This window comes from Geodermatophilus sp. SYSU D00814 (assembly GCF_054050055.1).
Genome location: NZ_JBJGYP010000025.1, coordinates 40044 through 62624 on the forward strand (window position 1 = coordinate 40044; position 22581 = coordinate 62624).

Sequence of the window (22581 nt, forward strand, 5' to 3'; positions counted from 1 at the left end):
GGGGGGTCGTCCGGGCGACCGTGCCTCACGGGACGGGCACCGGCGCGCCGCCGAGCCGGGCGACGTCGGCGGCCAGCCGGTCGAGCTGCTCGCGCCGCTGCCGCAGCACGCGGGCGCGGGCGTCGCGGTCGGCGGCGGCGGCCTGCGCCGCGCGCTGCGCGGCCGCCACGGCGTCGGCCAGGGACCGGGACACCTCGTCGGCGGTGTCGGTGATCAGGTCGCGCAGGGTGCGCTGCACCGTGCGCAGCCGGTCCTTGAGGTGCTTGCCGACCTGGAAGACCACCTCGTCGAGGTGCCGCCGCACCACCGTGCGGGCCTCGCCGCGCCGCTTCTGCAGCCGCTGCTTCTGGTCGTCGGTGTAGGCCTTGCGGCCCATGAGCACACCGGCGGCCAGCGAGATCGGGTTGATGATCGCCAGGCCGGCGAGGCTGGTGACCAGGCCGGTCATGAGCACGCCGGTGTAGGAGCCGCGCAGCCCGACCAGCGTCCGCTCCCGCAGGGTCATGGCACCGTCGTCGACCGCGGGGACGTCGACGAGGTCGTCCAGGGCGTCGTCGGGGTCCCCCACCGACAGCGCCGGGACCACGCCCCCGCCGTCGCGCTCGAACTGCTCGACCACCTGCTCGGCCAGCCACTGCGACCGCTGCTCGGCCCACACGAAGCTGTCGGCCACGGCCGCGGCGACGCGCTCGTCGAGCCAGGCGGAGATCTCCGGCCAGGCCGCCCCGGGGTCGCGGGCGGCGATGACCTCCTCGGCCTCCCGGACCACCACGCGCGAGCGGTCGCGCAGGTCGTGGTCGATGTCGGCCATGAGGTCGGTGACGCCGTCGGCGAGCACCTGCTGCCAGCGCGAGGAGCGGCGCCGCTGGTCGTCGGCGGCCGCCTTGGCCGCCTCCAGCCCGCGCAGCAGCTCCTCGCGGCCGGCGGGGTCCTCGAGGGCGGCGAGCTCGCTGCGCACCGCCAGGGCGAGCTGCCCGGTGACGGCGGTGAGGTCGTGCACCAGCGACCGGCGGGCCAGCGTCTCGGCCCGGTCGACCACCTCGCGGCGCAGGTGGTCGACCAGCGCGGCGATCCCCGACTCGGTGTGCAGCCCGCGGTCGCGGTGCTGCACCGCCAGCAGGGCCAGCGCCGAGGACACCGCGAACAGCGGCGCGTCGAGACCGCGGTCGGCCAGGTGGCGGCGGTCGATCTCCTCGATGGTCCGCCAGTCGGTGCAGACGTCGGTCTTGGTGAGCACGCAGACGACGGTGGGGCACAGCGCGGCCGCCTGGTCGAGCAGCGCCATCTCCGGCGCGGTGAACTCCTGGCTGGCGTCGGAGACGAAGACGACGGCGTCGGCGGTGGGCAGCAGGTCGAGCGTGGCCAGGGAGTGCGCGATCCCGACGCCCCCGACGCCGGCGGTGTCCACGAGCTCCAGGCCGCCCTCGAGCAGCCGGCGCGGGAGCTCCACCTCGGCACGCACCAGCCCGCGGGCGGCCTCACCGGTGACCGCCGCCGCGACCGTCTCCACCGGCACCGCCTCGCGCTCGGCGCCGTCGGCCCGCACGAGGGTCGCGCGGGGCTCGGCGCCGGCCCGGACCACGGTGGGGACGACGGTGGCGACGTCGTCGGCGACCGGGCACACCGGCACGCCGACGAGGGCGTTGACCAGGGAGCTCTTGCCCTGCTTGGGCTCGCCGACCACCAGCACCCGCACGCCGGGGGTGCGGGCGCGCTCCGCGGCCAGCGTCAGCCGGCGGTGCAGCTCCGGGCGCTCGCAGGCCTCCGCCAGCACGAGCGCCCGGTCGACGAGCTGTTCGGGTGTGACCACGCCCACCTCCTGGTCCTCCCCCGTCCTACCACCCCGGGTCGCCGGGGCCGGACGGCGCCCGGCCCCGGCGTCCGCGGGGGACACCGGGGCCGGGGCCGGCCGGGTGGGTCGGTGCGGGTGGGTCAGTGCACGGCCGTCACGTCGGTGGACAGGTCGTTGTGGTTGAGCGAGTCGTCCACGTCGACCAGGTCGTCGTCGGACAGGTCGTTGTCGTCGAAGGAGTCGTCGACGTCGACCCCGTCGTCGTCGGACAGGTCGTTGCCGTTGAGCGAGTCGTCGACGTCCAGACCGTCGTTGTCCTGGGACAGGTCGTTGCCGTTGAGCGACCCGTTGAGCGAGTCGTCCACGCCGTCGTTGTCCTGGGACAGGTCGTTGCCGTTGAGCGAGTCCTGGACGTCGACGTCGAGCCCGTCGTTGTCCTGGGACAGGTCGTTGCCGTTGAGGGAGTCGTTCACGGAGTTGTCGACCGAGTTGTCCACGGAGTTGTCGGTGGTCGAGTTGTCCACGGAGTTGTCGGACAGGTCGTTGCCGTTGAACGAGTCCTGGACGTCGACGTCGACCCCGTCGTCGTCGGAGAGGTCGTTGCCGTTGAACGAGTCGGTCACCGAGTTGTCGGTGGTCGAGTTGTCCTGGCCGGAGTTGTCCTGGTTGCCGTTGAACGAGCCGTTGAACGAGTCGTCGACGCCGTCGTTGTCCTGGTTGTAGGAGTCGGTGACCGTCGTGGAGTTGTCGGTCGTGTTGCCGCTGCCGACGACGTTGCCGTCGCCCTGCTGCACGTTGCCGGAGTTGACGACCTCGACGTCGACCGAGTTGTCCTCGCTGTTGTCGATGACCACGCCCTTGACGTCGTCGCCGGCGGCCACGCCGTCGCCGCCCACGACCACGTTGTCGTCGCCGAAGATGGCCTGCGCGTCGCCGCTGACCCAGATGCTGTGCGAGGCGTCGATCTCGACGTCGATGTCGGTGTAGCTGTAGTTGATCGTCTGCAGGTGGGTGATCACCACCGGCTCCGCGGGCGCCGGCGCGTGCCCGCCACCGCCGCCACCGCCGCCGTGGCCACCGCCGTACCCGCCACCGGAGTGGTCGTCGTCGTCGTCGCAGTCGTGCTCGCCGGCCGGCGGGGCGGGGGTCGGGCTGACGCCCTCGTCGTCGTCGCAGGCGTCCTTGCCGCCGTGCCAGCCGCCGTGGCCACCGCCGTGCCCGCCACCGGAGGAGTCCTCGTCGCGCCCGCCGTGCCAGCCGCCGTACCCGCCGTGACCGCCGTCGTCGTCGCGGTCGTGGCCACCGTGGCCACCACCGTGCCCGCCGTCGTACCCGCCGTCGTACCCGCCACCGGAGCCGCCCTGCCCGCCGTGGCCGCCCTGCCCGCCGCCGGCCCAGCTGACCGGCGCGTAGCTGGCCACCATGGGCACGAGGTCGTCGACCTCGGCCGGGGTGGCGTCGAGGCCGGCGGCGGCCAGCGTGCCCTCGGGGTCCTCGGCGTAGGCCGCGGCGGCCTCGGGGTCGCGCAGCAACCCGAGGATGAAGTCGATCAGCGAGCCGGCGAGCGATGTCATGGCGTCCTCCGTCGTGTGGGCCGCCCGTCATCGGGCGGCCGGCGAGCTGCCTGGCCGCAGTCCAACCGCAGCGGAGGGTCACGGCATCGGGGGACCGCCCCCTGTCTCGACCACCCGTTTGGGGGGTGCCGCTGACTCCCCGTTAGGGGGTAGCGGGGTGTCGCCCCCTTCTCGGCGCGGAACCGGCTCCGCTGCCCACCGGGACCGAGACAGGCGTGACGCGTGGGACATACGGTCCGGACGACTCTCCGGTCCAGCGACGGGCCGGTCGGGGGAGATGCCTGGGGGTCTTGTGCGCAACCGCGAGTACGGACTGGGGATCGACGTCGGCGACCACGGGGTCGCCGCCGCGGTCTGCAGGGACGACGCGACGGGACCCGAGCCGCTGCCGCTGCCCCCCGCCGGGGACGGCGCGCTCCGCGGCCTGGTCGCCCGCACCGGCACCTCGACGCCGGTGTACGCCGGGGACCGCCCGGTCGCGGCGGCCGACCTGCTGGCCGCGCAGGTGCAGCGGGTCCGGGACGCCGCGGCCGACAGCGAGGGGCGCCCCGACGGGTGGACCGTCGTCACCGTGCCGCCGTCCTGGGGCGGGCACCGCCGCGCCGAGCTCGCCCGCGCGCTGGAGCGGGCCGGCGTCCCGCGCTTCAGCCTGCTCTCCGGCGCGGTGGCCGCCGTCGCGCACCACGTGGCCGCCGGCCGGCTGCCGGCCCGGCCGACCGTGGCCGTCCACGACCTGGGCGCGAGCACGCTGGACCTTGCGGTGGTCGGCCCCGCCCCCGACGGCCCCGCGGGCCTCGACCACCTGGCGCCCCCTCCCCCGCCCGAGCCGTGGGGCGGCCGCGACGTCGACGACGCGGTCCTCGCCCTCGTCCGCCGCAGCCTCCCGGCCCCCGTCGCGGCCCCCGTCGCGGCACCCGCGCAGCTCCGCGCCGCCTGCGTCGCGGCGAAGGAGGAGCTGTCCTCCTGCACCACCGCCTGCGTCGACGCCGGGGACGGACCGGTCCGGCTCACCCGCGAGGAGCTCGACGAGCTGCTGCTGGACCGGGTGCAGGAGTCGGCCGCCGCGGTGGCGGCCGCCGCCGGCGCCGCGGGCCGGGCGGTCGCCGACCTCGACGCCGTCGTGCTGACCGGCGGCGGTTCGCGGGTGCCGCTGGTGGCCGAGGTGCTCTCCGGCGAGCTGGACCGGCCCCTGGTGGTCGGCCCCGACCCGGCGGGGACGGCCGCCCTGGGCGCCGCGGCGCTGGCCGCGGAGGCCCTGCGGACGGCGGGCGAGGCGGCGACGGAGACCGCGGCGGCCGCGGATCCCACGCCCGCCGGCACGCCTCCGCGCCGGAGGCGTCCCCCGGGCCCCCGCTCGGGCCGGCCGCCGGTCGGTCCTCCCCTGCACCCGGCCGGGAGCGCCGGGCGCTCCGCCGCGGCCCACCGGCTGCACCGGTACGGCGTCGTGGCGGCCCTGTTCCTGCTGCTCGCGGTCGGGCCGGCGGCGCTGGCCGCGGTCCTGGGCGGCACGGACACCGCGGTCGCGCCCGGCGCGGGTGTCGCCTCGGCCCGGGAGGCGGCGGCCGACACCGGCTCCCCGGCGCCGGCGGCCCCCGAGGGGACCGCCGGCGCCTCCGGGAACGGCGCGCCGGCGGCCGGTGACGGGTCCGGCCCGGTCGGCCGGACGGCCGCCGATCCCGACCGCGGCACGGCCGCGGGGTCCGACACCGGCTCCGACACCGGGTCCGACGCCTCCGCACCGGGGACGCCCCCGGCAGGCACCCCGGGGGCCACCCCGCCCGCCGGCGCCCCGGCGCCGGGGACGGCGGCCGGGACCCCGGCGGCGGGCTCCCCCGCGCCCGCCGGGACGCCCACCGGCACGGCGGCGGGCACCCCGGCGGCCGGCAGCCCCACGACCGGCAGCCCCACGACCGCCGGGCCCACCACCGGCGGGCCCACCACCGGCAGCTCTGCACCCCCGGCCACCGGCAGCGGCACGACGCCGACCGCCGCGGCCGAGCCGCCGCCCACCGGGTCCGCCCCACCCGAGCCCGCGCCGACTCCCACCCCCGACCCCACACCGGACCCGCAGCCGACGCCCGACCCCCAGCCGACCACCGAGCCGACACCCGAGCCCACGCCCGCCCCCCCGGCGACGGCCGGACCCGACCCGGCCGTGGAGACCACCGCCGGGGACGCGACGTCCGGCGGCACGTCCGGTGCCACGTCCGGTGCCACGTCCGGCGGCACGTCCGGTGCCACGGACGGGGACACCGTCACCCCGGCGGAGGCCCCGTGACCGCCGCACCGTGCGCCCCTGGCACCGCGACCGCCGGTCCGGGGCACGGCCGGGTGCGCGACCTCGCCACCGGCGCCGGCCCCCTGCTCGTCCGCGGCGCCGGCGGCACCGGCAAGACCCGCCTGCTCGCCGAGCTGGCCGCCGTCTGGACGCGCGCCGGCGTCCCCGTCCTCGACGGGCGCGACGACCTGACCCTCCCCCCGGGGGAGTTCGCCGTCGTCGTCGACGACGCCCACCGGCTCACCCCGGAGCTCGCCGAGCGGCTCGTCCCGCTGCTGCGGCACCCGCGCGGCCACGTGGTCCTCGCCTTCCGCCCGTGGCCGCGCCCGGCGCCCCTCGGGGCGCTCCTGGCCGAGGTGGGCGCCGACCGGCGGTCGGTGCTGCTCGGTCCCGCCGACCGCGTGCAGGTTGCCGAGTGGGCCCGCGAGCGGCTCGGCGCCGCCGCGGCCCCCGAGCTCGTCGACGCCGTCACCGTCCAGACCGGCGGGCTGCCCGGGCTCGCGCACGCGCTGCTGGCCGCGCTGGCCGCCCGCGGGCGGGGCTCCGACGCGACCCGGCCCGCCGCGGGACGACCGGTGCCCGAGGAGGTGGCCGCGCGGGTCCGGGCCGAGCTCGACGCCGTCGACGACGACACCCGCGGGCTGCTGCACGCCGTCGCGGCCGGTGCCCCGCTCGACGACGACGTGCTCGGCGGGGTGCTCGGCGTCCCGGCCGACGAGGTGGCCGGGCTGCTCGCCGCCGCCCGGGCCACCGGGCTGCTGCAGGCCGGCGGCGCCGTCGTCCCGCTGGTGGCGTCGGTCCTGCTCGGGTCGGTGCCGCCCGACGTCACCCGCCGCACCCGGCGCCGCGTGCTGGGCCTGCTCGTCGACCGCGGCGAGGAGCCGGTGGCGCTGGCCCGCCGGCTGGCCGCCGACCGCGTCCGCGACCCGCAGGCGGCCGCGCTGCTCGAGCGGCAGGGCGACGCCGTCCTGGCCACCGACCCGGCCCTGGCCGGCGAGCTGTGGTCCGAGGCGGTCGCCGCCGGAGCCCCGGCACCGGCACTCGCCACCCGCCGCGCCCAGGCCGCTGCGCTCACCGGGGACCTCGACGGCGCCCTGCAGTGGGCCGACGTCGCGCTCGCCGACCCGGCCGCCGCCGACCGGCCCCGCGCCGCCGCGGTGACGGCGACCGTGCTGGCGCAGCGGGGGCTGCTGGCCCGCGCCGCCGAGCTCTACCTCCTGGCCGGGCGGGAGCGCGCCGGGTCGGCGGCCCTAGCCCTGCTGGCCACCGGCGCCGCCGGCGAGGCGGCCACCGTGCTGGCGGGCCCGCGCGCCGGCCTGGGGATGGCGAGCGTGCTGTCGGTGGGCGAGGAGCTCATGGCCCAGGGCGTGGTGCAGTCGCTGCGCACCGGGGCGGAGGCCGCCGACGGCATCACCGCGGCGCTGTCGACGCTCACCCGCTCGGCGGCGCTGCTCGAGCCGGTCGGCCGCACCGCGCTGCTGCCCGACACCCCCGCCGCCCTGGCCGCGCTGGTCGGGCTGCACAGCGGCGAGCTGCCGGTGGCCGAGTCGGTGCTGCAGCGCGCCGTCGCCGCCGATCTCGGCGGGCCCTCGAGCCGGCCGCGCCACCTGCTGCTGCAGGCGTGGATCGCGATGCTGGCCGGGCGGATGACGCGCGCCCGGGAGCTGATGGCGCAGGCCCGCGCGGTCGCCTGCGGCCCGCTCGAGCCGCGCGACGACGTCTTCCTGCAGGCGATGGAGGTGGGCCTGGCCCGGCGCAGCGGGGACGCCGCGGCCCTCGTCGCGGCGTGGGTGCGGGCCCGGGAGGCCGTCGTCCGGCACCCGGTCGACCTGTTCACCCTGCTGCCGCTGGGCGAGCTGGTGGTGGCCGCGGCCAGGCTGCGCGACGGCGAGCGGCTGCGCTCGCAACTCGCGCAGGCGCAGGACCTGCTGGCCCGCCTCGGCGACCCGCAGCTGTGGGCGGTGCCGCTGCACTGGAGCGGCGCGCAGGCCGCGATCATCACCGACGACCGCGACGGGCTGCGGCCGCACGCGGCGGCGCTGGTCGCCGCCGCCCGGACCAGCCCCTACGCGGCCACGCTGGCCCGCGCCGGACGGACCTGGCTGCAGGTGCTCAGCGACGAGATCGACCCGGCCGCCGTCGTGGCCACCGCCGAGGAGCTCACCGCGGTGGGGCTGGGCTGGGACGGCTCCCGGCTGGCCGGTCAGGCCGCGGCCCGGGCCACCGACCTGCGGGCCCGCGCGGCGCTGCTGGCCTGCGCCCGCTCGGTCGCCGACGGCGCCGGCTGCGAGCCGGCGGCACCGCCGGCCGGCCCGGTGGCGGACGACGCCGACGGCGGCGCCGCCGGGGTCCCCGCGCAACGGGGTCAGCTCAGCGAGCGGGAGCGCGAGGTGGCGCGGCTGGTCGTGGCCGGGCAGACCTACCGGGAGATCGGCGGGCAGCTCTACATCTCCGCCAAGACGGTGGAGCACCACGTCTCGCGGATGCGCCAGCGGCTGGGCGCCGGCACCCGCTCGGACCTGCTGGCGCGGCTGCGCGCCGAGCTGGCCCAGGGGGCCTGAGGCTCAGCGGACGCCGGCGAGGGTGGCGCAGGCGCGGCAGACGTCGCGCGACGAGGACGGCCACGGCTCGTCGACGGCGACCCGCGCGAGCGTGCCGCACAACGTCAGCTCGCAGGCGCCGTCGACCTCCCCCGCGGGCCGGTGCAGCTCGACGGCGTGCCACAGGGCGTTCGTGGGGCCGTGCGCCCGGCTGCGGGCGGCGGCGAAGGCGGTGGCGGCGAAGGCGGTGGGGGCCATGCCGGGGAGGTCGGCAGCACGGCGCCGCGGCGCCAGCCGGGCCGCTCCCGGCTCCTCCCTCCGGGTGAGGCGGCAGGCCGGGCGGGCCGGCGGCAGGATGCCCCCCATGGAGCTCACGAAGCACGGTCACGCCTGCGTGGTGGTCAGCGACGGCGACCGGCGGCTGGTCGTCGACCCCGGGGCGTGGACCGAGCCCGCGGCGCTGGAGGGGGCGACGGCGGTGCTGGTGACCCACGAGCACCCCGACCACTTCGCCGGCGACCGGCTGCGCGCGGCCCTGGACGCCGACCCGGCGCTGGAGGTGTGGACCAACCCGTCGGTCGCCGGGCAGCTCGAGGGGCTGGGCGGCCGGGTGCACACCGTCGGCGACGGCGACGCGCTCACGGTCGCGGGCTTCGACGTGACGGTGCACGGGGAGTGGCACGCGGTGGTGCACCCCGAGCTGCCCCGGGTGCGCAACGTCGGCTTCCTGGTGGAGGGGCGGGTGTTCCACCCCGGCGACGCCTTCACCGTGCCGGGGGCGCCGGTGGCCACGCTGCTGCTGCCGGTGCACGCACCCTGGTCGAAGACGGCCGAGGTGATCGACTACGTGCGGGCGGTCGGCGCCGACCAGGCCTACGCGGTGCACGACGGCCTGCTCAACGACACCGGGCTGGGCCTGGTGGGCGGGCTGCTCGGGGAGCGGGGGCCGGGGACCCCCACCCCCTACGCCCGGCTGACGCCGGGGGAGTCGGTGGACCTGTAGCCCGGCCGCTCCCCCGGCGGCCGGTCAGCGGACGGCGCGGCGGTTGCGCCCGGCGATGCTCTCGGCGACGCCGATCAGCAGCACCGCCGCGATGACGGCGCACACGAAGCCGAGGACGTTGAGCTCCCAGATGCTCCCGGTGCCGAAGAACTGCGCGATCAGCCCGCCGATGAGCGAGCCGACCAGGCCCAGGGCGAGCGTGGCGAGGATGCCGAGGTGCTGCTTGCCCGGGACGATGAGGCGGGCGAGGGCGCCGATGACGAGCCCGGCGACGAGGAAACCGATCACGGTGGGACCTCCGTGGGACGCGGCGCCCGGCCGGTCGCCGGGCGCTCCTGTCGCTCCCTCTACCCCCGTGCGCTCGGCCGACGCGTGTCCACCCTCACGGGGGAGGTCAGCCGGCGGGGACCTGCTCGACGTGTGCCGGCAGCTTGTCCAGCTCGCCGTCGACGGTGTCGCGCACCATGCGCTGGAGCGCCGAGCGGGTGAACCGGTCGGCCAGCCGCACGCGGCGCGGCTCGTGGGTGAGCGTGATGGTGACCCGGGTGGCGCCGGGGCCGGCGTCGGCGAGCTCGATGCGCGTCGTCCAGGTCTCGGGGGTGAGCTCCAGCCGGGTGGTGACCAGGCGCTCGGGCTCCCACTCGACGATCTCCCCGCGCGGGGCGCCCGAGCGGGGGGTCGCGCCGTCGGCGAGCCGGCCCGGCACGCAGACGAACCGCGCGCCCTCCCCGGCACGGTCGCCGTCCACCACGTAGGAGACGTCGCACACCGCGCAGTAGGGCTCCAGCACGGCCAGCGCCCGCCACACCCTGCTGCGCGGGGCCGCCACCTCCCGGGTCCCGCTCGCCGTGGTCACCCCTCGACGGTAACCGGGCGGCCGCGGACGCCTGGCCGGGACGCGAGGTCGGCCAGCACGCCGCGGGCGACGGCGTAGCGCTCGGCCCCGACCCGCCCCGCCCAGTCCCGCTCCACCGCCGCGAGCCGGTCGCGGGCGGCGTCGTCCACCGCCCGGCCGCGGTCGGTCAGCCGGACCAGCCGCGCCCGCCGGTCACCGGGGTCGGGCACGACCTCGACGTAGCCGCCGGCCTCCAGGGGCGCCAGGGCCTGGGCCAGCGCCTGCTTGGTCAGCCCGCTGTCGACGGTCATCCGGCTCAGCCGCTCGCCCTCGGGCGGCAGCAGGGCCAGCAGCCGGTAGTGACGCATCCGCAGCCCGGGGAAGCGCTCCTCGCTGAGCGCGTAGAGCTCGTCGCGGACCCGGCTCATCGCCGCCTCCAGCAGGGCGGTGACGAGGGGCGGAAACCCGTTGACGGGATCGGACAAGCTGCTTCACCATCACCCTCGTCAGACAAGCGGCTTGACCATTCTCCCACGGAGCCCGCGATGACGACCTCCCCCCGGAGCGCGACGACGGGAGGCGAGCTGCCCGGCGGGGCCGTCATCGCCGACCTGCTGCCCGGCCTGCGCCGCTGGACCGCCGACCCCGGGCTCGAGGTGGACGCGGTCACCTGCCGGCCCCTCCCGCACGACATCAGCGCCCCCACGACCCGCGGCCTCGCGCGGGTGCGGGTCGAGGGCCGCGACGGGGCGGGGCGGCCGGTCGAGCTGCGCCTGGTGGCCAAGGAGCTGCAGTCGGCCCGGTACGGCCTGCCGCCGCAGATGCCCGACGACGCGCGGGCGCACCTCGACGCGACCATCCCGTGGCGGATGGAGGCCGACGTCCTCGCCGCCGGCCTGGCCGAGTGCGCGCCGCCGGGCCTGCGGCCCCCGACCGTGGTCGCGGTGCACGAGCAGCCCGGTGACCGGCTGACGCTGTGGTTCGAGGACGCCGACCCCGTCGACGCCCCGTGGACGGCGGAGGACACCGTGCGCGCCGCGGAGGCGCTCGGCCGGCTGGCCGCCCGCCGCCGGGGACGCCCGTGGCCGGCCATGCCGGGAGGGGACTTCCTCACCGTCTACCGCGACGAGCAGCTCGGCAGCTGGGCGGTCCCCTGGCTGCTCGACGACGGCACCTGGGCCGCGCCGGTCATGCAGGTGCCCGAGGTCGCGGCCCTGCGCGCGGAGGTCTGCGCGCTGACCACCCGCGTGACCGGCCTGCACGCCCGGCTGGCGCCCCTGCCGGTGCTGCCGAGCCACGGGGACGCGACCCCGATGAACCTGCTGCGCCCCGCGGCCGCGCCGGACACGTTCGTGCTCGTCGACTGGGCGATGGCCGGGCCGGCACCGGCCGGTTTCGACCTCGTGCCGCTGCTGTTCGGCCGGGCGGAGTGTGGGGACGCGCCGGCCGAGGAGGTGCCGGGCCTGCTCGGGCCGGCCGTCGCCGCCCACGTGCGGGGCCTGGCCGCCGAGGGGGTCGAGGTCCCCGCCGAGGAGGTGGAGACCGGGGTGCTGCTGGCGGCGCTGCTGCGGTACCCCTGCACCGGCATGCCGCTGCACGTGCTGTTCGAGCCGGTCACCGACGAGCTGCTCGGCTACGCCGCCCGGCGCGCCGGCTTCGTCCGGATGGTCCTCGACCTCGAGCCCCGCCTGACCGCGCTCAGCGGCCGGTGACCGAGACCTCGAACTCGACCTGGCTCACGTCGGGGCGCAGCCGGGAGAAGCTGTGCACCAGCGGGTGCCCGTCGCTGTCGCGCACGGTGGTGCGGACGACGAGCAGCGGGGAGCCGGCGGCGACCTGCAGCAGCTCGGCCTCGTCCGGGGCGGCGGTCCCGACGTCGACGACGATCCGCGCGTGGGCGAGGTCGGCGCCGTACTCGCGGCGCAGGAACTCGTAGAGCGAGCCCTCGCTGAAGTCCTCGACGGCGGCCTCGGGGTAGCGGTCGGCGGGCAGGAAGCTGTGCGCCACGTGGTTGGGCGCGCCGTCGACGCTGCGCAGCCGCTCGAGCTCGACGACGTCCTGGGCGACGTCGAGGGCGAGCTCGGCGGCGACCGGCGGCGGCGCCGGGACCACCCGCTGCCGGAGCACCGTGGTGCCCACCTGCGCGCCCTGCTCGGCCATCACCGAGCTCCACCCGGCGATGCGGTGCACGAAGCTCTCGCGGTACTCGTGCCGGATGGCCGGCCGGGTGACGTAGGTGCCGCGGCCCTGCTCGCGCACCAGGTGCCCGTCGGTGACCAGCCCGTCCACGGCGCGGCGCAGGGTGATCCGGCTGACCCCGTACTCGGCGCACAGCACCGGCTCCGGGGGAAGCAGCGCCCCCTCGGGCAGCGCCGCCACCCGGCGCCGCAGGTGCTCCCGGACCGAGAGGTACTTCGGTCCCGCCGTCGCTGCCGTCACGCCCGCCAGCGTAGGCGGGGGAAGACGTCTGCGGACGTCATGTCGTATGAGACGTCTCTCCCGTTCACCCTCCCGGGGCGCGCAGCTCGATCACGGTGACCTCCGGCCGCGCGCCGACCCGCATCTGCGGACCCCAGTTGCCCGCTCCGGCGGTCACGTAGAGCTGGGTGTCGCCGTGGCGCGACAGCCCCTCGACGGCGGGCTGGTCGAGCCGGATGGCGTAGTCGAAGGGCCACAGCTGACCGCCGTGCGTGTGACCGGACAGCTGCAGGTCGACCCCGGCGGCCCGGGCCTGCTCCACCTGCACCGGCTGGTGGGCGAGCAGGACGACGGGGACGGCGTCGTCGCGGCCGTCGAGCGCGGCGTCGACGTCGGCGCCGTGGCCGGGCAGACCCGAGGACGCCGCCGTGCGGTCGTCGATCCCGGCCAGGTCGAGGCTCGCCCCGCCCCGGCGGATCGCCACCCGCTCGTTGCGCAGCACGTCGATGCCCAGGGTGGGCAGGTGCCGCAGCCACGCCTCGGTGTCGACGAAGTACTCGTGGTTGCCGGTGACGAAGAAGACGCCCTGCTCGCTGACCAGGTCGGCCAGCGGCGCGGCCTCCCCGCGCAGCTCGTCGACCTCGCCGTCGACGAGGTCGCCGACGATGGCCACGACGTCGGGGCGCTGGGCGTTGACGGTCTCGACCACCCGCTCGAAGCGCCGGCCGCCGTAGGTCGCCGACAGGTGCCCGTCGGAGAAGGTGACGATGCGCAGCCCGTCCAGCGCCGGGTCCAGCCGCGGCAGGGTGACCGGCACCCGGCGCACGACGGGCGCGGAGTTGGCGAGGTAGGCGCCGGTGCCGGCCGTGCCGAGCGCCACCGCGCCGGCCGTGACGGCGAGGCCGCGGGCGAGGAACAGCCGCCGGCTCGGCAGAAGGACCCCGTCCTCCTCCTCAGCGCTCGCAGGCTCGCGGCGAGCCTCTGGACGGGGCCGACCCGGCTCGGCAGCCGCGGCCGCGGCGCCGGCCGGGACTCGGTCCGGCACCGGGTCCGGGGCGGCGGCGGGCGCGCGCCGGCGGTCGCGCAGCCGCAGCAGCAGCCGCACCGGCTCGAGGGCCAGCAGGGCGAGGAACAGGTAGAAGGCGATGCCCAGCCAGCTGTAGCCGGCCCAGGCCAGGACCACCTCGGCCTCGAACGGCAGCGCGCGCCGCAGCAGCACGGCGCCGGCCGGGAGCAGCGCGAGGACGGCGGTGAGCAGCGTCAGCCGCCGGCGCAGCCGCCCGGGCACGGTGGTGGCGCGGACCAGCCGCCACCACAGGTAGGCGTGCAGCAGGAGCATCGCCACGAGGACGACCGTGCCGAACCCGAGCAGGGCGATCAGGGACAGCGGAGGACCTCGCTTCGGACGGACGGCGGGCGGCACGTGCCCGGCAGGGGAGACGCGCGGGCCGGTCCCCCTGTTCCCGCCCGGCGCGCCGTCAGGCCCCGGTCAGGCCCTGATCAGGCCCCGATCAGGCCTTGGCAGCGGCCTTGACGGCGGTGCGCAGGTTCGGCTCCAGCGCCCAGAACGCGCGGTCGGCCCGTTCGGCGCGGACCTCCTCGAGGGCGTGCAGCCGGCCGTAGGTGAAGGTGTCCTCCCCCGCGCCGGAGGCCGCGGTGGCCAGCCGGGTGCACCACTGGCGGGTGACCACGGTGTCCTGCGCCTCGCCGAGCACGTCCTGGACCTGCTTCATGCAGGTGACCAGCGCCTCGGCGGGCGCGCCGAGCACCGGTGTGGCGACCTCGGCGGTGTAGCGGACCCGCTTGGCCGCCTTGCGCGCCTCGTGCAGGGCGTGGTCCGCGTCCTGGTCGTGGACCTCCTCCTGGGCGCCGCGGGTGCGTGCCTCGTCGATGCGGGCGGCCAGCCGCTTGCCGGTGCGCCGGACCGCGTCGGTGAGCACCGCCCGCGCCGGCTCGCCGGCGGCCGCGGCCAGCGGCGGGTCGGCCAGCAGCGCGTCCAGGGAGTCCAGCAGGGCCAGGTGACGCTTGTCCGACAGCGCCCGGACGGCCGCCTTGCGCCCCCGCTCGACGTCGGCCACCTCGGTGGTGCGCAGCCGCGCGGACACCGGCCCGCGGACCAGCTCGACCGGCTGGGTGGCCACGACCGCGCGCAGGTGCTCGAGGGCCACCTCGCCGTCGCGGGCACCGGAGAGCGCGGCGCCGATCCACCGCAGCTCGTCGCGGACGGGGTCGGTGGCGGTGCGGTCGAGGACGGGCCGGAAGGCGGCGAGGATGCTGCGCAGCCGCCGGCAGGCCACCCGCAGGTCGTGGACGCCCTCGGGGTCGCCGGTCCGCACGCCGATGTCGGCGACCTGCAGCGCCTGGACCTGGGCGCGCAGGGCCCCCAGGACGACGTCGGCCGCGGTCGGGCCGGAGCCGCCGTCGTCCCGCTTGCGCCCCTTCTTCTTCCGGCCCTTGGCGGGCTCGGGCGCCGGGGCTGCGGCGGGGACGGGCGGGGCCGGGCCCAGCGCGGCGAGCCGGCCGGCGAGGACCCGGGAGAGCTTGGACGGCGAGTCCGAGGGCCGGATGCCGGCCGCGGCCAGGGCCTCGGTGACGGCGTCGAGCAGCGCCTCGTCGCCGTCGACGAGCTCCACCTCCAGCTCGCGCCACGTGGTGACCTCGGCCGGGGAGGCCGGGTCCGGCGCCAGCGCGGTGCCGGTGACGGTGTCGGCGGCGACCTGGGCCAGCAGCCGGCCCTCGCCGTCGCGCAGGTCGGTCACCAGCCGCGTCGTCTGCAGGGTGGCGACCGGCTCGGGGCGGACCCCGCGCAGGACGGCGGTGACCGGCTCGGTGACCGCCTTGGGCACGACCGTGCGCCGCACCCCGAGCGGGGCGTGCACCTCGCGGCGCGAGCCCGCGACGGCGGTGGGCAGCTTGAGGTGCCAGCCGGCGTCGGTGCCGCCGGTGCGCCGGCGCAGGGTGATCCGCGCGCGGGCCAGCCGCAGGTCCGCGGTGTCGAAGTAGGTCGCGTCGAGCTCCTGCGTCCCCGCGTCCTCGGCGGTGACGACGCCGCCGACCCCGGCCAGGTCGGGCAGGACGGCGTCCGGCCTGGCCTCGAACTTGCGCTCGACCTCGAGTTGCACGCCGCCCACGTCGTCCTCCTCCGCCGGGTCTGCTCCCGTGTCGACCGTAGGCGTGAGCAGGGTGTCGCGGCACTCCGGACCGGGCATGCCCTCGCCGGTGGACCGCCAGAGCAGGCGATCCGGAGGAGGCGAGCACCGTGTTGAGCGAGCGAGACCTGTCCGCGGCGATCGGGAGCACGGCACACGGGCCGGACGGCGAGAAGATCGGCACCGTCGAGAGCTTCTTCGTCGACGACCGCACGGGTGCACCGACCTGGGTCGCCGTCAGCACCGGCCTGTTCGGCACGCGCCACTCCATCGTCCCGGCGACCGAGGCCACCTTCACCGACGGCGTGCTGCAGGTGCCGGTTGGCAAGGACGCCGTCAAGCACGCCCCGGCCATCGGCGGGGACCACCTGAGCCCGGAGGAGGAGGCCGAGCTGCGCCGGCACTACGGCCTCGGCACGGCTCCCGCTGCGGGCACCGGCACGGACGCGCCGACCGCGGCCGGCGGCCCGGTCCCGCCCGTTCCCCAGGACCGGCTCGCCGCCGGGACCCCCGCCGGCCCGGGGACGGCGCCCGCCGGCACGGCCGTGACCGACCCCGGCACCCGGCCGGTGCCGCCGCCGGCGACCGACGTCCGCACCGCCACCGAGCAGGCCGCGCCGCCGCCGGCCGCCGAGCACACCCCGCAGCACGGGATGCAGCACGGGATGACCGACGGCGCGATGACCCGCAGCGAGGAGCAGCTGCGGGTGGGTACCCAGCAGGTCGCCGCCACCCGCGTCCGGGTGGTCAAGTACGTGGTCACCGAGGAGGTGCAGGTGACCGTCCCGATCCGGCGCGAGGAGATCCGCGTCGAGGAGGTGCCCCTCGACGCGCCCGACCCCGGCCCCGGCGAGTCGCTGCTCCCGGCCGGTGCGGCCGGCGGGGTCCCCGGCGGGACGGCGGGCGCGATGACGGGCGCGGCGGCAGGTGGGGTGGCCGGCGGCGTGCCCGAGGAGATCGTGCTGCACGCCGAGCGCCCGGTGGTCAACGTCGAGGTCGTGCCGGTCGAGCGGGTGCGGCTGCGCACCGAGCTCGTCCAGGGCCAGGAGCGGATCACCGACCAGGTGCAGCGCGAGCAGATCGTCGTCGACCAGTCCGGCTCACCGCGGCCGACCTCCCCACAGGCAGCGTCCCCGCAGGAGTACCCGACTCAGTAGTACCCCCAGGCGTCGCCGCCGGTGCGCTGACCGGTCCCGCCGGCCGCCGCCTCAGGGACGGCGGTCGGCGAGGAAGGCGAAGCGCTTCCGGGTCGCGGTCACCTCGGCGGCGTCGACGTCGGCGAGCACGAGCGTCTCGCCGCCCGCGGCGCTGGCCAGCAGCTCCCCCATCGGGCTGACCACCTGGCTGTCGCCGGCGTGCTCCAGGCCGTCGCCCCCGGTGCCCACGCGGTTGCAGGCGACCACGTAGGCCTGGTTCTCGATGGCGCGGGCCCGCAGCAGCGTCGTCCAGTGGTGCCGGCGGGGAGCCGGCCAGTTCGCCGTCACCAGGTAGACGTCGGTGTCCTCGGCGGCCGCCCAGAAGACGTTCGCGAAGCGCAGGTCGTAGCAGACGAACGGCGTGATCCGCAGGCCGCCGATGCTCACCGTGACCGGCGCCTCGCCGGCGCGGAACCGCTCGGCCTCGCCGCCGTGGGTGAACGGGTGCAGCTTCCGGTAGCGGTGGGTCGTGCCGTCGGGCCCGGCCAGGACGAGGGAGTTGAACGGCAGGCCGGAGCCGGGTGCGACCTCCGGGCAGCTGCCGGCCACCCACACGCCGTGCTCGGCGGCCTGCGCGCGCAGGAACTGCGCCGAGGGGCCGTCCTCGGGCTCGCCGATGCCGGGTGTCATGGAGAAGCCGGTGGAGAACGTCTCGCTGAGCAGGACGAACTCCGCGCCGGCGGCGGCCGCGCGGGCCACCTGCGGCGCGAGCCGGGCGTAGTTGGCGTCCCGGTCCTCCCAGACGATGTCGTGCTGGACCACGCCGAACCTCATCTGCGGACCCTCTCCCGGACGGACCTCATGGGGACATCCTGCCCAGCCGGGCGACGGCCTCGGTGAGCACCTCGTCGCGCTTGCAGAAGGCGAACCGGACCAGGTGCCGGCCCAGGTCGGCGTGCTCCGCGGTCCAGAACACCCCGGCGGGGACGGCGACCACCCCGGCCCGCTCGGGCAGCGCGCGGCAGAACGCCAGCCCGTCGCCGTCGGGGGCGATCCCGCGGACGTCGACCGTCGCGAAGTAGGTCGCCTCCGGGGCGATGGTGGGCAGCCCCGCGTCGCGCAGGCCGGCCACCAGCACGTCGCGGCGGCGCTCGAGGTCGGCGGCGATGCCGGTGAACCAGGCGTCGGGGAGACCGAGGCCGGCGGCGATCGCCGGCTGGAACGGCCCGGCGTTGACGTAGGTGAGGAACTGCTTGGCGGTGCGGACGGCGGCCACCAGCGGCGCCGGGCCGCACGTCCAGCCGACCTTCCAGCCGGTGGTGCTGAACGTCTTGCCCCCGCTGCTCACCACCAGCGTGCGCTCGCGCAGGCCGGGCAGCGTGGCCGGGGAGAGGTGCTCCGCGCCGGCGAAGACCAGGTGCTCGTAGACCTCGTCGGTGACCAGCAGCACGCCGGCGCCCAGCACGACCTCGGCGACCGCGTCGAGCTCGGCGCGGCCGAACACCTTCCCGGTCGGGTTGTGCGGGGTGTTGAGCAGCAGCAGTCGCGTGCGGTCGGTGACGGCGGCGCGCAGGTCGGCGGGGTCGAACGTCCAGACGGCGCCGTCGGTGTCGGCGGGCGGCGGGGTGAGCGGCACCGGGCGCAGCACGCCGCCGGCCATCGCGACCGCGGCGGCGTAGCTGTCGTAGACGGGCTCGAACAGCACCACCTCGTCGCCGGGCTCGACCAGCGCCAGCATCGCCGCGGTGAGCGCCTCGGTGGCTCCGGCGGTGACCAGCACCTCGGTGTCGGGGTCGTAGGCCAGGCCGCGGAAGCGCTCCACGTGCGCGGCGATCGCGGCGCGCAGCTCCGGAGTGCCGGGGCCGGGCGGGTACTGGTCGTGCGCGGTGCCGATGGCCGCGCGGGCGACGTCGAGGACCTCGGCCGGCCCGGGGGTGTCGGGGAAGCCCTGGCCGAGGTTGATCGACCCGGTCGCCGTCGCCAGCGCGCTCATCTCGGCGAACACCGTCGTCCCGAAGCCCTGCAGCCGGTCGGCGAGGTACGGCGCGCGGGTGCCGGTCACGCGTCCACCGCCGCGAAGCGCACCGACCGCCGGGCGACGTCGGCCTCCTCCAGCCGCACCCGCACCCGCGAGCCGGGCTCCAGGCCGGTGCCGGCGCAGCGCGCCCGCACGGCCGGCTCGTCGAGGACGACGGTGCCGCGCCCGCCGTCGGCGTCCACCACCACCGCCTCGAACTCCTCTCCCTCGCGGCCGGCGAGCAGCCAGGCCTCCGTGGCGTCGACGACCGCCCGCTCCACCGCGCGGGTGCGCCGGTCGGAGGCGGCCATGAGCGCCGGCAGCTCCGGCAGCGCGGCGCGCACCGCGGGGTCGGGCTCCCGGCCCGCGGCCAGCGCCAGGCACACCTCGGTGCCGAACCGGTCGACCAGCCGCCGCAGCGGCGCGGTGACGTGGGCGTACGGGGCGCCCACGCCGGCGTGGCCGGGGTCCTCCGGCGGGTCGCCGTCGACGGGGGTGTAGGCGGCGCCGCGCAGCAGGGCGGCGGCCTCCTCGAGGAAGGCCAGGTGCCGCGGGTCGGTCAGGTCGAGCCCGGCCAGCACCTGGCCCGGTGCCGTGCCCGCGGGCCAGCCGACGCCGAGCAGGGGCGCCAGGCGGCGCAGCCGGGCGACGTCCTCGGTGCGGGCCCGCGGCAGGGTGCGCAGCAGGCCGACGCCACCGTCGAGCATGAGCCGCGCGGCCACCCGGCCGGTGAGCAGCGAGACCTGCGCGTTCCAGCCCTCGACCGGCAGCGGCGCGCGGGTGACCAGCGTCCAGCCGCCGCCGTCGGTGCGGACCACCTCCTGGTCGGGCGAGCCGAGCTCGATGGCGCCGCGGTCGGCCGCCTGCTCCTGCAGCAGCCGGCCGAGCTCGGGCAGCAGCGCGACGGCGTCGGGCAGGGTGCCGGCGACGGCCTGCGCCTGGACGTCGGGGTAGGCCAGCCGCGCACGGCTGCGGACGCGCGCGCGGCGGAGCTCGACCGACCGGACGCCGGCGTCGGCGTCGAGGCGGACGGTCCACAGCGCCGCGCCGCGGACCTCGCCGGGCAGCAGGCTGGCCGCGCCCTCGCTCAGCACCTCCGGGTGCAGCGGCGTGCGCCGGTCCGGCGCGTACAGGGTCTGCCCGCGGCGCCGCGCCTCGGCGTCGAGCGCGCTGCCGGGCGGGACGGCCGATCCGACGTCGGCGATGGCGTAGCTGACGCGGTAGCCGCCGCCGTCGCGGGCCAGGTGCACGGCCTGGTCGAGGTCGCGGCTGCCCGGCGGGTCGACGGTGACCAGCGGCAGGTCGGTGGCGTCGAGGTCGGGCAGCGGCGGCCCGGCGGCGATCCGGGCGGCCTCGGCCAGTGCGGCCGGCGGGAACTCCTCCGGGACGTCGAACTCGGCCCGGATGGCGTCGACGTCGGGACCGGCCGCCTCCGGCCAGCGCGGGACGACGGGGTTCCACGTGGAACGCGCCGCGGCGCTCACGCGACGCGCACGTCCTCGCCGCCCTCGATGGAGACGACGTCGCCGCGGCGGACCTGCCGGCCACGGCGGTCCTCGGGCTCGCCGTTGACCCGGACCGAGCCGGTGACCAGCACGTCCTTCACCTGGGCGCCGGTGGGCACGGCGTCGACGAGCTTGAGCAGCTGGCCGAGGCGGATGGAGTCCTCGCCGGGACGGAGCTCGACGGTGCGCATGTCCCCCATGGTCACGCGGGGACGAGCTCGTCGCCGACCGCCACCCGGCCGGGCACCGGCACCAGCGCGCCGACGGCGAGGGTGCTGCCGCGCTCGCGGTGGATGGTCTTGAGCACGGTGGTGTCGCGGCCGATCCCGCCGGGCTGCGGCCGGGTGACCATGACGCAGCGGCTGACCGGCTTGAGGACGTCGAGCACCGCGGTGCCCAGCCGTACCGTGCCGCCCACCAGGGCGTCCTCGCCGGCGCCGTCGAGGAGCACGTTCGAGCGGAACCGGCGGCGGTCCCAGGTGCCCAGGGTGCCGGTGGAGACCAGCGAGACCCGGATGCGGGAGCTGTCGTGGAACGCGCCGGACGCGCCCTCGAAGGCGTCCCACACGTCCTCGTCGTCGTCGGGGGCCTCGTAGTGCCGCGGCCCGCGCTCGACCTCGGCGGCGCGCAGGGTCACCGGCCGGCCGAGCCAGTCGGACAGGACGCCGTCGTCGGTGGTGACCGTGCCGTCGGGCAGCACCACCTCGACGCCGCCGTCGTCCCGGAGCCGCCCGGCGGCGAAGAGCAGGTCGGGCACCCGGCGGGCGGTGAGGCCGAAGCCGGTGGAGCGGTCGAACAGCGCCCACTGCCGGTCGCCGGTCAGCCCCTGAGGGCCGACGTCGACGGCATCGAGCCGCTCCCCCTGCAGGGACTTGACCGGGTAGCGCCACAGCTCGAGCACGCGCACGTCAGGCCGCCGTCCAGCCGAGGGTCCACGTCCCCGCCCAGGTCTCCCCCGGGTCGAGGACGACGAGGTCGACGCCGTCGGCCAGCGCGTTCGGCGGGCAGGTCATCGGCTCGACGGCGAGGCTGCGGCGGCGCTGACCCTCGGGCAGCGTGTCGCCGCTGTAGACCTGCAGCCACGGCCACGCGCCGTCGACGGCGAGGGTCAGCGCGCCGGCCGGGCCGCGCAGGGTGACGCGGGCCCAGCCGCCGTCGTCGCGGACGAGGTCGGTCAGGGCGTCGTCGAGGGGCCGGTCGCCGATCCGGCCGACCGCGCCGTCGAAGGGCCGGCGGGTGCCGGTGGGCAGGCCGCCCTCGAGGTCGAGGGCGGTGCGGGCGGGGACGGTCAGCTCGGCGTCGCCGATGCCGCCGTCGGCGGTGGCGCCGACCGACAGGTAGGGGTGCATGCCGGCGCCGAAGGGGGCGGGGCGCCGGCCGGCGTTGCGGACCCGCAGGGTGACGGCCAGCCGCTCACCGGTCAGGTGGGTGTCGACGGCGGCGGCGAGCCGGAACGGGTAGCCCGGCCGGGCCTCGACGACGGTGCCGACGGTCACCGCGTCGGAGTGCCGGGCCAGCACCTCCCACCGCTGCCAGCTGACCAGCCCGTGCGCGGCCGGCTTGCCGGGGCCGGCGGTGTCGAGCTGGAGCTGCTGCCCCTCCCACGTCCACTGCCCGTCGCGCAGGCGGTTGGGCCAGGGCAGCAGGACGCCGCCGCGCCGCCCCGTGGGCACGGTGCCGGCCGGGTAGCCGTCGAGGACGTCCCGGTCGCCGACGGTCAGCGCGCGCAGGTTGCCGCCGCGGAGGTCGACGGCGAGCCGCGCGTCCCCGCTGACCAGCTCCACCTCCGCCGGCTCCGTCGTCGGCCAGGCGGTCATCGGCGGGACGCTCATGCCCGGCAGCCCACCACACCAGCACGGGGTCAGCCCACCAGGTCCGTCGCGTCGAGAGCTCGTGCCCTGTTCCGAGCGAGTGCCCTGTTCCACGCGAGCGACGGTGGTGCACCTCTCCCCGCCTCTGCGAGGTGCCTCGGCGGCCGCTCGCCCGGCTGGTGAGACCGCGGCTCCACGTCACCCCTGGGGAGTCGTCAATGCTCATCGCGGATCTGTGGATGAGCCTCTGACCTGCGGATACGGGTCGCGGAACACCTCGTGTTCGGGTATCCTTCGTACATGTGTTCGGGTGAGTGGCAGAGCGGGGAGGACGTCCTGGACGACGTCGCCGCCCTCATCGCCGAGCGCAACCGCATCGACGCCGCCCTGGCCCGGCGGGTGCGGGCGGCGGAGCTGGCCCAGGCCCCGGAGCGCGACGGGCAGCGGTCGATGGCCTCCTGGCTGCGGGGGCACTGCCGGTTGTCGCCGGCGGCGGCGTCCCGGCTCGTCGGCAACGGGCGGG

20 protein-coding genes and 1 pseudogene are annotated in these 22581 nt (G+C 77.6%); 6 read left to right on the forward strand and 15 right to left on the reverse strand.

What is annotated here, in order from left to right:
• Positions 1-25 precede the first annotated feature (25 nt).
• Complete coding sequence (locus tag ACI780_RS18465; protein WP_457004822.1) at positions 26-1810, reverse strand: dynamin family protein; 1785 nt, start codon at positions 1808-1810, stop codon at positions 26-28.
• 122 nt (positions 1811-1932) lie between these two features.
• A complete protein-coding gene (locus tag ACI780_RS18470) occupies positions 1933-3366 on the reverse strand; it encodes an IniB N-terminal domain-containing protein (protein WP_457004824.1) in 1434 nt (477 codons plus the stop codon).
• A 277-nt stretch (positions 3367-3643) separates the two neighbouring features.
• Here ACI780_RS18470 and ACI780_RS18475 point away from each other — a divergent pair, with 277 nt between their 5' ends.
• Entirely contained in the window at positions 3644-5644 is a 2001-nt protein-coding gene (locus tag ACI780_RS18475; protein ID WP_457004826.1) for an Hsp70 family protein, read from the forward strand.
• Entirely contained in the window at positions 5641-8205 is a 2565-nt protein-coding gene (locus ACI780_RS18480; protein WP_457004828.1) for a LuxR C-terminal-related transcriptional regulator, read from the forward strand. The genes ACI780_RS18475 and ACI780_RS18480 overlap by 4 nt, the downstream gene beginning before the upstream one ends.
• Before the next feature lie 3 nt (positions 8206-8208).
• On the opposite strand, the gene ACI780_RS18485 is transcribed toward ACI780_RS18480, so the two are convergent.
• Complete coding sequence (locus ACI780_RS18485; protein WP_456872077.1) at positions 8209-8559, reverse strand: hypothetical protein; 351 nt, start codon at positions 8557-8559, stop codon at positions 8209-8211.
• Here ACI780_RS18485 and ACI780_RS18490 point away from each other — a divergent pair.
• Complete coding sequence (locus ACI780_RS18490; RefSeq protein WP_456872076.1) at positions 8549-9187, forward strand: MBL fold metallo-hydrolase; 639 nt, start codon at positions 8549-8551, stop codon at positions 9185-9187. The two genes, ACI780_RS18485 and ACI780_RS18490, sit on opposite strands and share 11 nt — an antisense overlap.
• Before the next feature lie 24 nt (positions 9188-9211).
• Here ACI780_RS18490 and ACI780_RS18495 read toward each other — a convergent pair whose 3' ends face one another.
• The 3 genes from ACI780_RS18495 to ACI780_RS18505 form a co-directional block, all read right to left on the reverse strand.
• Entirely contained in the window at positions 9212-9475 is a 264-nt protein-coding gene (locus tag ACI780_RS18495; protein ID WP_456872075.1) for a GlsB/YeaQ/YmgE family stress response membrane protein, read from the reverse strand.
• Positions 9476-9581: 106 nt separating this feature from the next.
• Positions 9582-10043, reverse strand: a complete 462-nt coding sequence (locus ACI780_RS18500; protein WP_456872074.1) for an SRPBCC family protein — start codon at positions 10041-10043, stop codon at positions 9582-9584.
• A complete protein-coding gene (locus tag ACI780_RS18505; protein ID WP_457004831.1) occupies positions 10040-10507 on the reverse strand; it encodes a MarR family winged helix-turn-helix transcriptional regulator in 468 nt (155 codons plus the stop codon). The genes ACI780_RS18500 and ACI780_RS18505 overlap by 4 nt, the downstream gene beginning before the upstream one ends.
• 60 nt (positions 10508-10567) lie before the next feature.
• Here ACI780_RS18505 and ACI780_RS18510 point away from each other — a divergent pair, with 60 nt between their 5' ends.
• A complete protein-coding gene (locus tag ACI780_RS18510; protein ID WP_456872072.1) occupies positions 10568-11734 on the forward strand; it encodes a hypothetical protein in 1167 nt (388 codons plus the stop codon).
• Here the strand turns inward: ACI780_RS18510 and ACI780_RS18515 are convergent.
• The 3 genes from ACI780_RS18515 to ACI780_RS18525 all read right to left on the reverse strand — a co-directional run bounded on the left by ACI780_RS18515 (position 11721) and on the right by ACI780_RS18525 (position 15571).
• Entirely contained in the window at positions 11721-12461 is a 741-nt protein-coding gene (locus tag ACI780_RS18515) for a GntR family transcriptional regulator (protein WP_456872071.1), read from the reverse strand. The genes ACI780_RS18510 and ACI780_RS18515 overlap by 14 nt on opposite strands.
• A 64-nt stretch (positions 12462-12525) precedes the next feature.
• Positions 12526-13779, reverse strand: coding sequence for a metallophosphoesterase (locus tag ACI780_RS18520; RefSeq protein ID WP_456872119.1), 1254 nt, complete (start codon positions 13777-13779; stop codon positions 12526-12528).
• 172 nt (positions 13780-13951) lie between these two features.
• A complete protein-coding gene (locus ACI780_RS18525; RefSeq protein WP_457004834.1) occupies positions 13952-15571 on the reverse strand; it encodes a CYTH and CHAD domain-containing protein in 1620 nt (539 codons plus the stop codon).
• A 128-nt stretch (positions 15572-15699) separates the two neighbouring features.
• Between ACI780_RS18525 and ACI780_RS18530 the strand changes: the two genes are divergently transcribed.
• Positions 15700-16746 (forward strand): DUF2382 domain-containing protein, encoded by a 1047-nt coding sequence (locus ACI780_RS18530; protein WP_457004836.1) that lies wholly within the window; start codon positions 15700-15702, stop codon positions 16744-16746.
• A 51-nt stretch (positions 16747-16797) separates the two neighbouring features.
• Here ACI780_RS18530 and ACI780_RS18535 read toward each other — a convergent pair whose 3' ends face one another.
• From ACI780_RS18535 to ACI780_RS18560, 6 genes are read right to left on the reverse strand one after another with little or no spacing between them, the layout of a single operon-like run.
• The gene (locus ACI780_RS18535) at positions 16798-17559 is read right to left on the reverse strand and encodes a nitrilase-related carbon-nitrogen hydrolase (RefSeq protein ID WP_456872068.1); all 762 of its coding nucleotides are present in this window, start codon (positions 17557-17559) and stop codon (positions 16798-16800) included.
• Positions 17560-17584: 25 nt separating this feature from the next.
• Positions 17585-18787 (reverse strand): pyridoxal phosphate-dependent aminotransferase, encoded by a 1203-nt coding sequence (locus ACI780_RS18540; protein ID WP_456872067.1) that lies wholly within the window; start codon positions 18785-18787, stop codon positions 17585-17587.
• Positions 18784-20226 (reverse strand): RNB domain-containing ribonuclease, encoded by a 1443-nt coding sequence (locus ACI780_RS18545; protein ID WP_456872066.1) that lies wholly within the window; start codon positions 20224-20226, stop codon positions 18784-18786. The genes ACI780_RS18540 and ACI780_RS18545 overlap by 4 nt, the downstream gene beginning before the upstream one ends.
• Entirely contained in the window at positions 20223-20438 is a 216-nt protein-coding gene (locus ACI780_RS18550; protein WP_456872065.1) for an RNA-binding S4 domain-containing protein, read from the reverse strand. Before ACI780_RS18550 ends, ACI780_RS18545 begins: the two co-directional genes overlap by 4 nt.
• 11 nt (positions 20439-20449) lie before the next feature.
• Complete coding sequence (locus ACI780_RS18555) at positions 20450-21154, reverse strand: MOSC domain-containing protein (protein WP_456872064.1); 705 nt, start codon at positions 21152-21154, stop codon at positions 20450-20452.
• Between the two features lies 1 nt (position 21155).
• The gene (locus ACI780_RS18560; protein WP_457004840.1) at positions 21156-22079 is read right to left on the reverse strand and encodes an aldose epimerase family protein; all 924 of its coding nucleotides are present in this window, start codon (positions 22077-22079) and stop codon (positions 21156-21158) included.
• 279 nt (positions 22080-22358) lie between these two features.
• Here ACI780_RS18560 and ACI780_RS18565 point away from each other — a divergent pair.
• Positions 22359-22581 (forward strand): annotated as a pseudogene (locus ACI780_RS18565) (hypothetical protein); the annotation flags it as partial.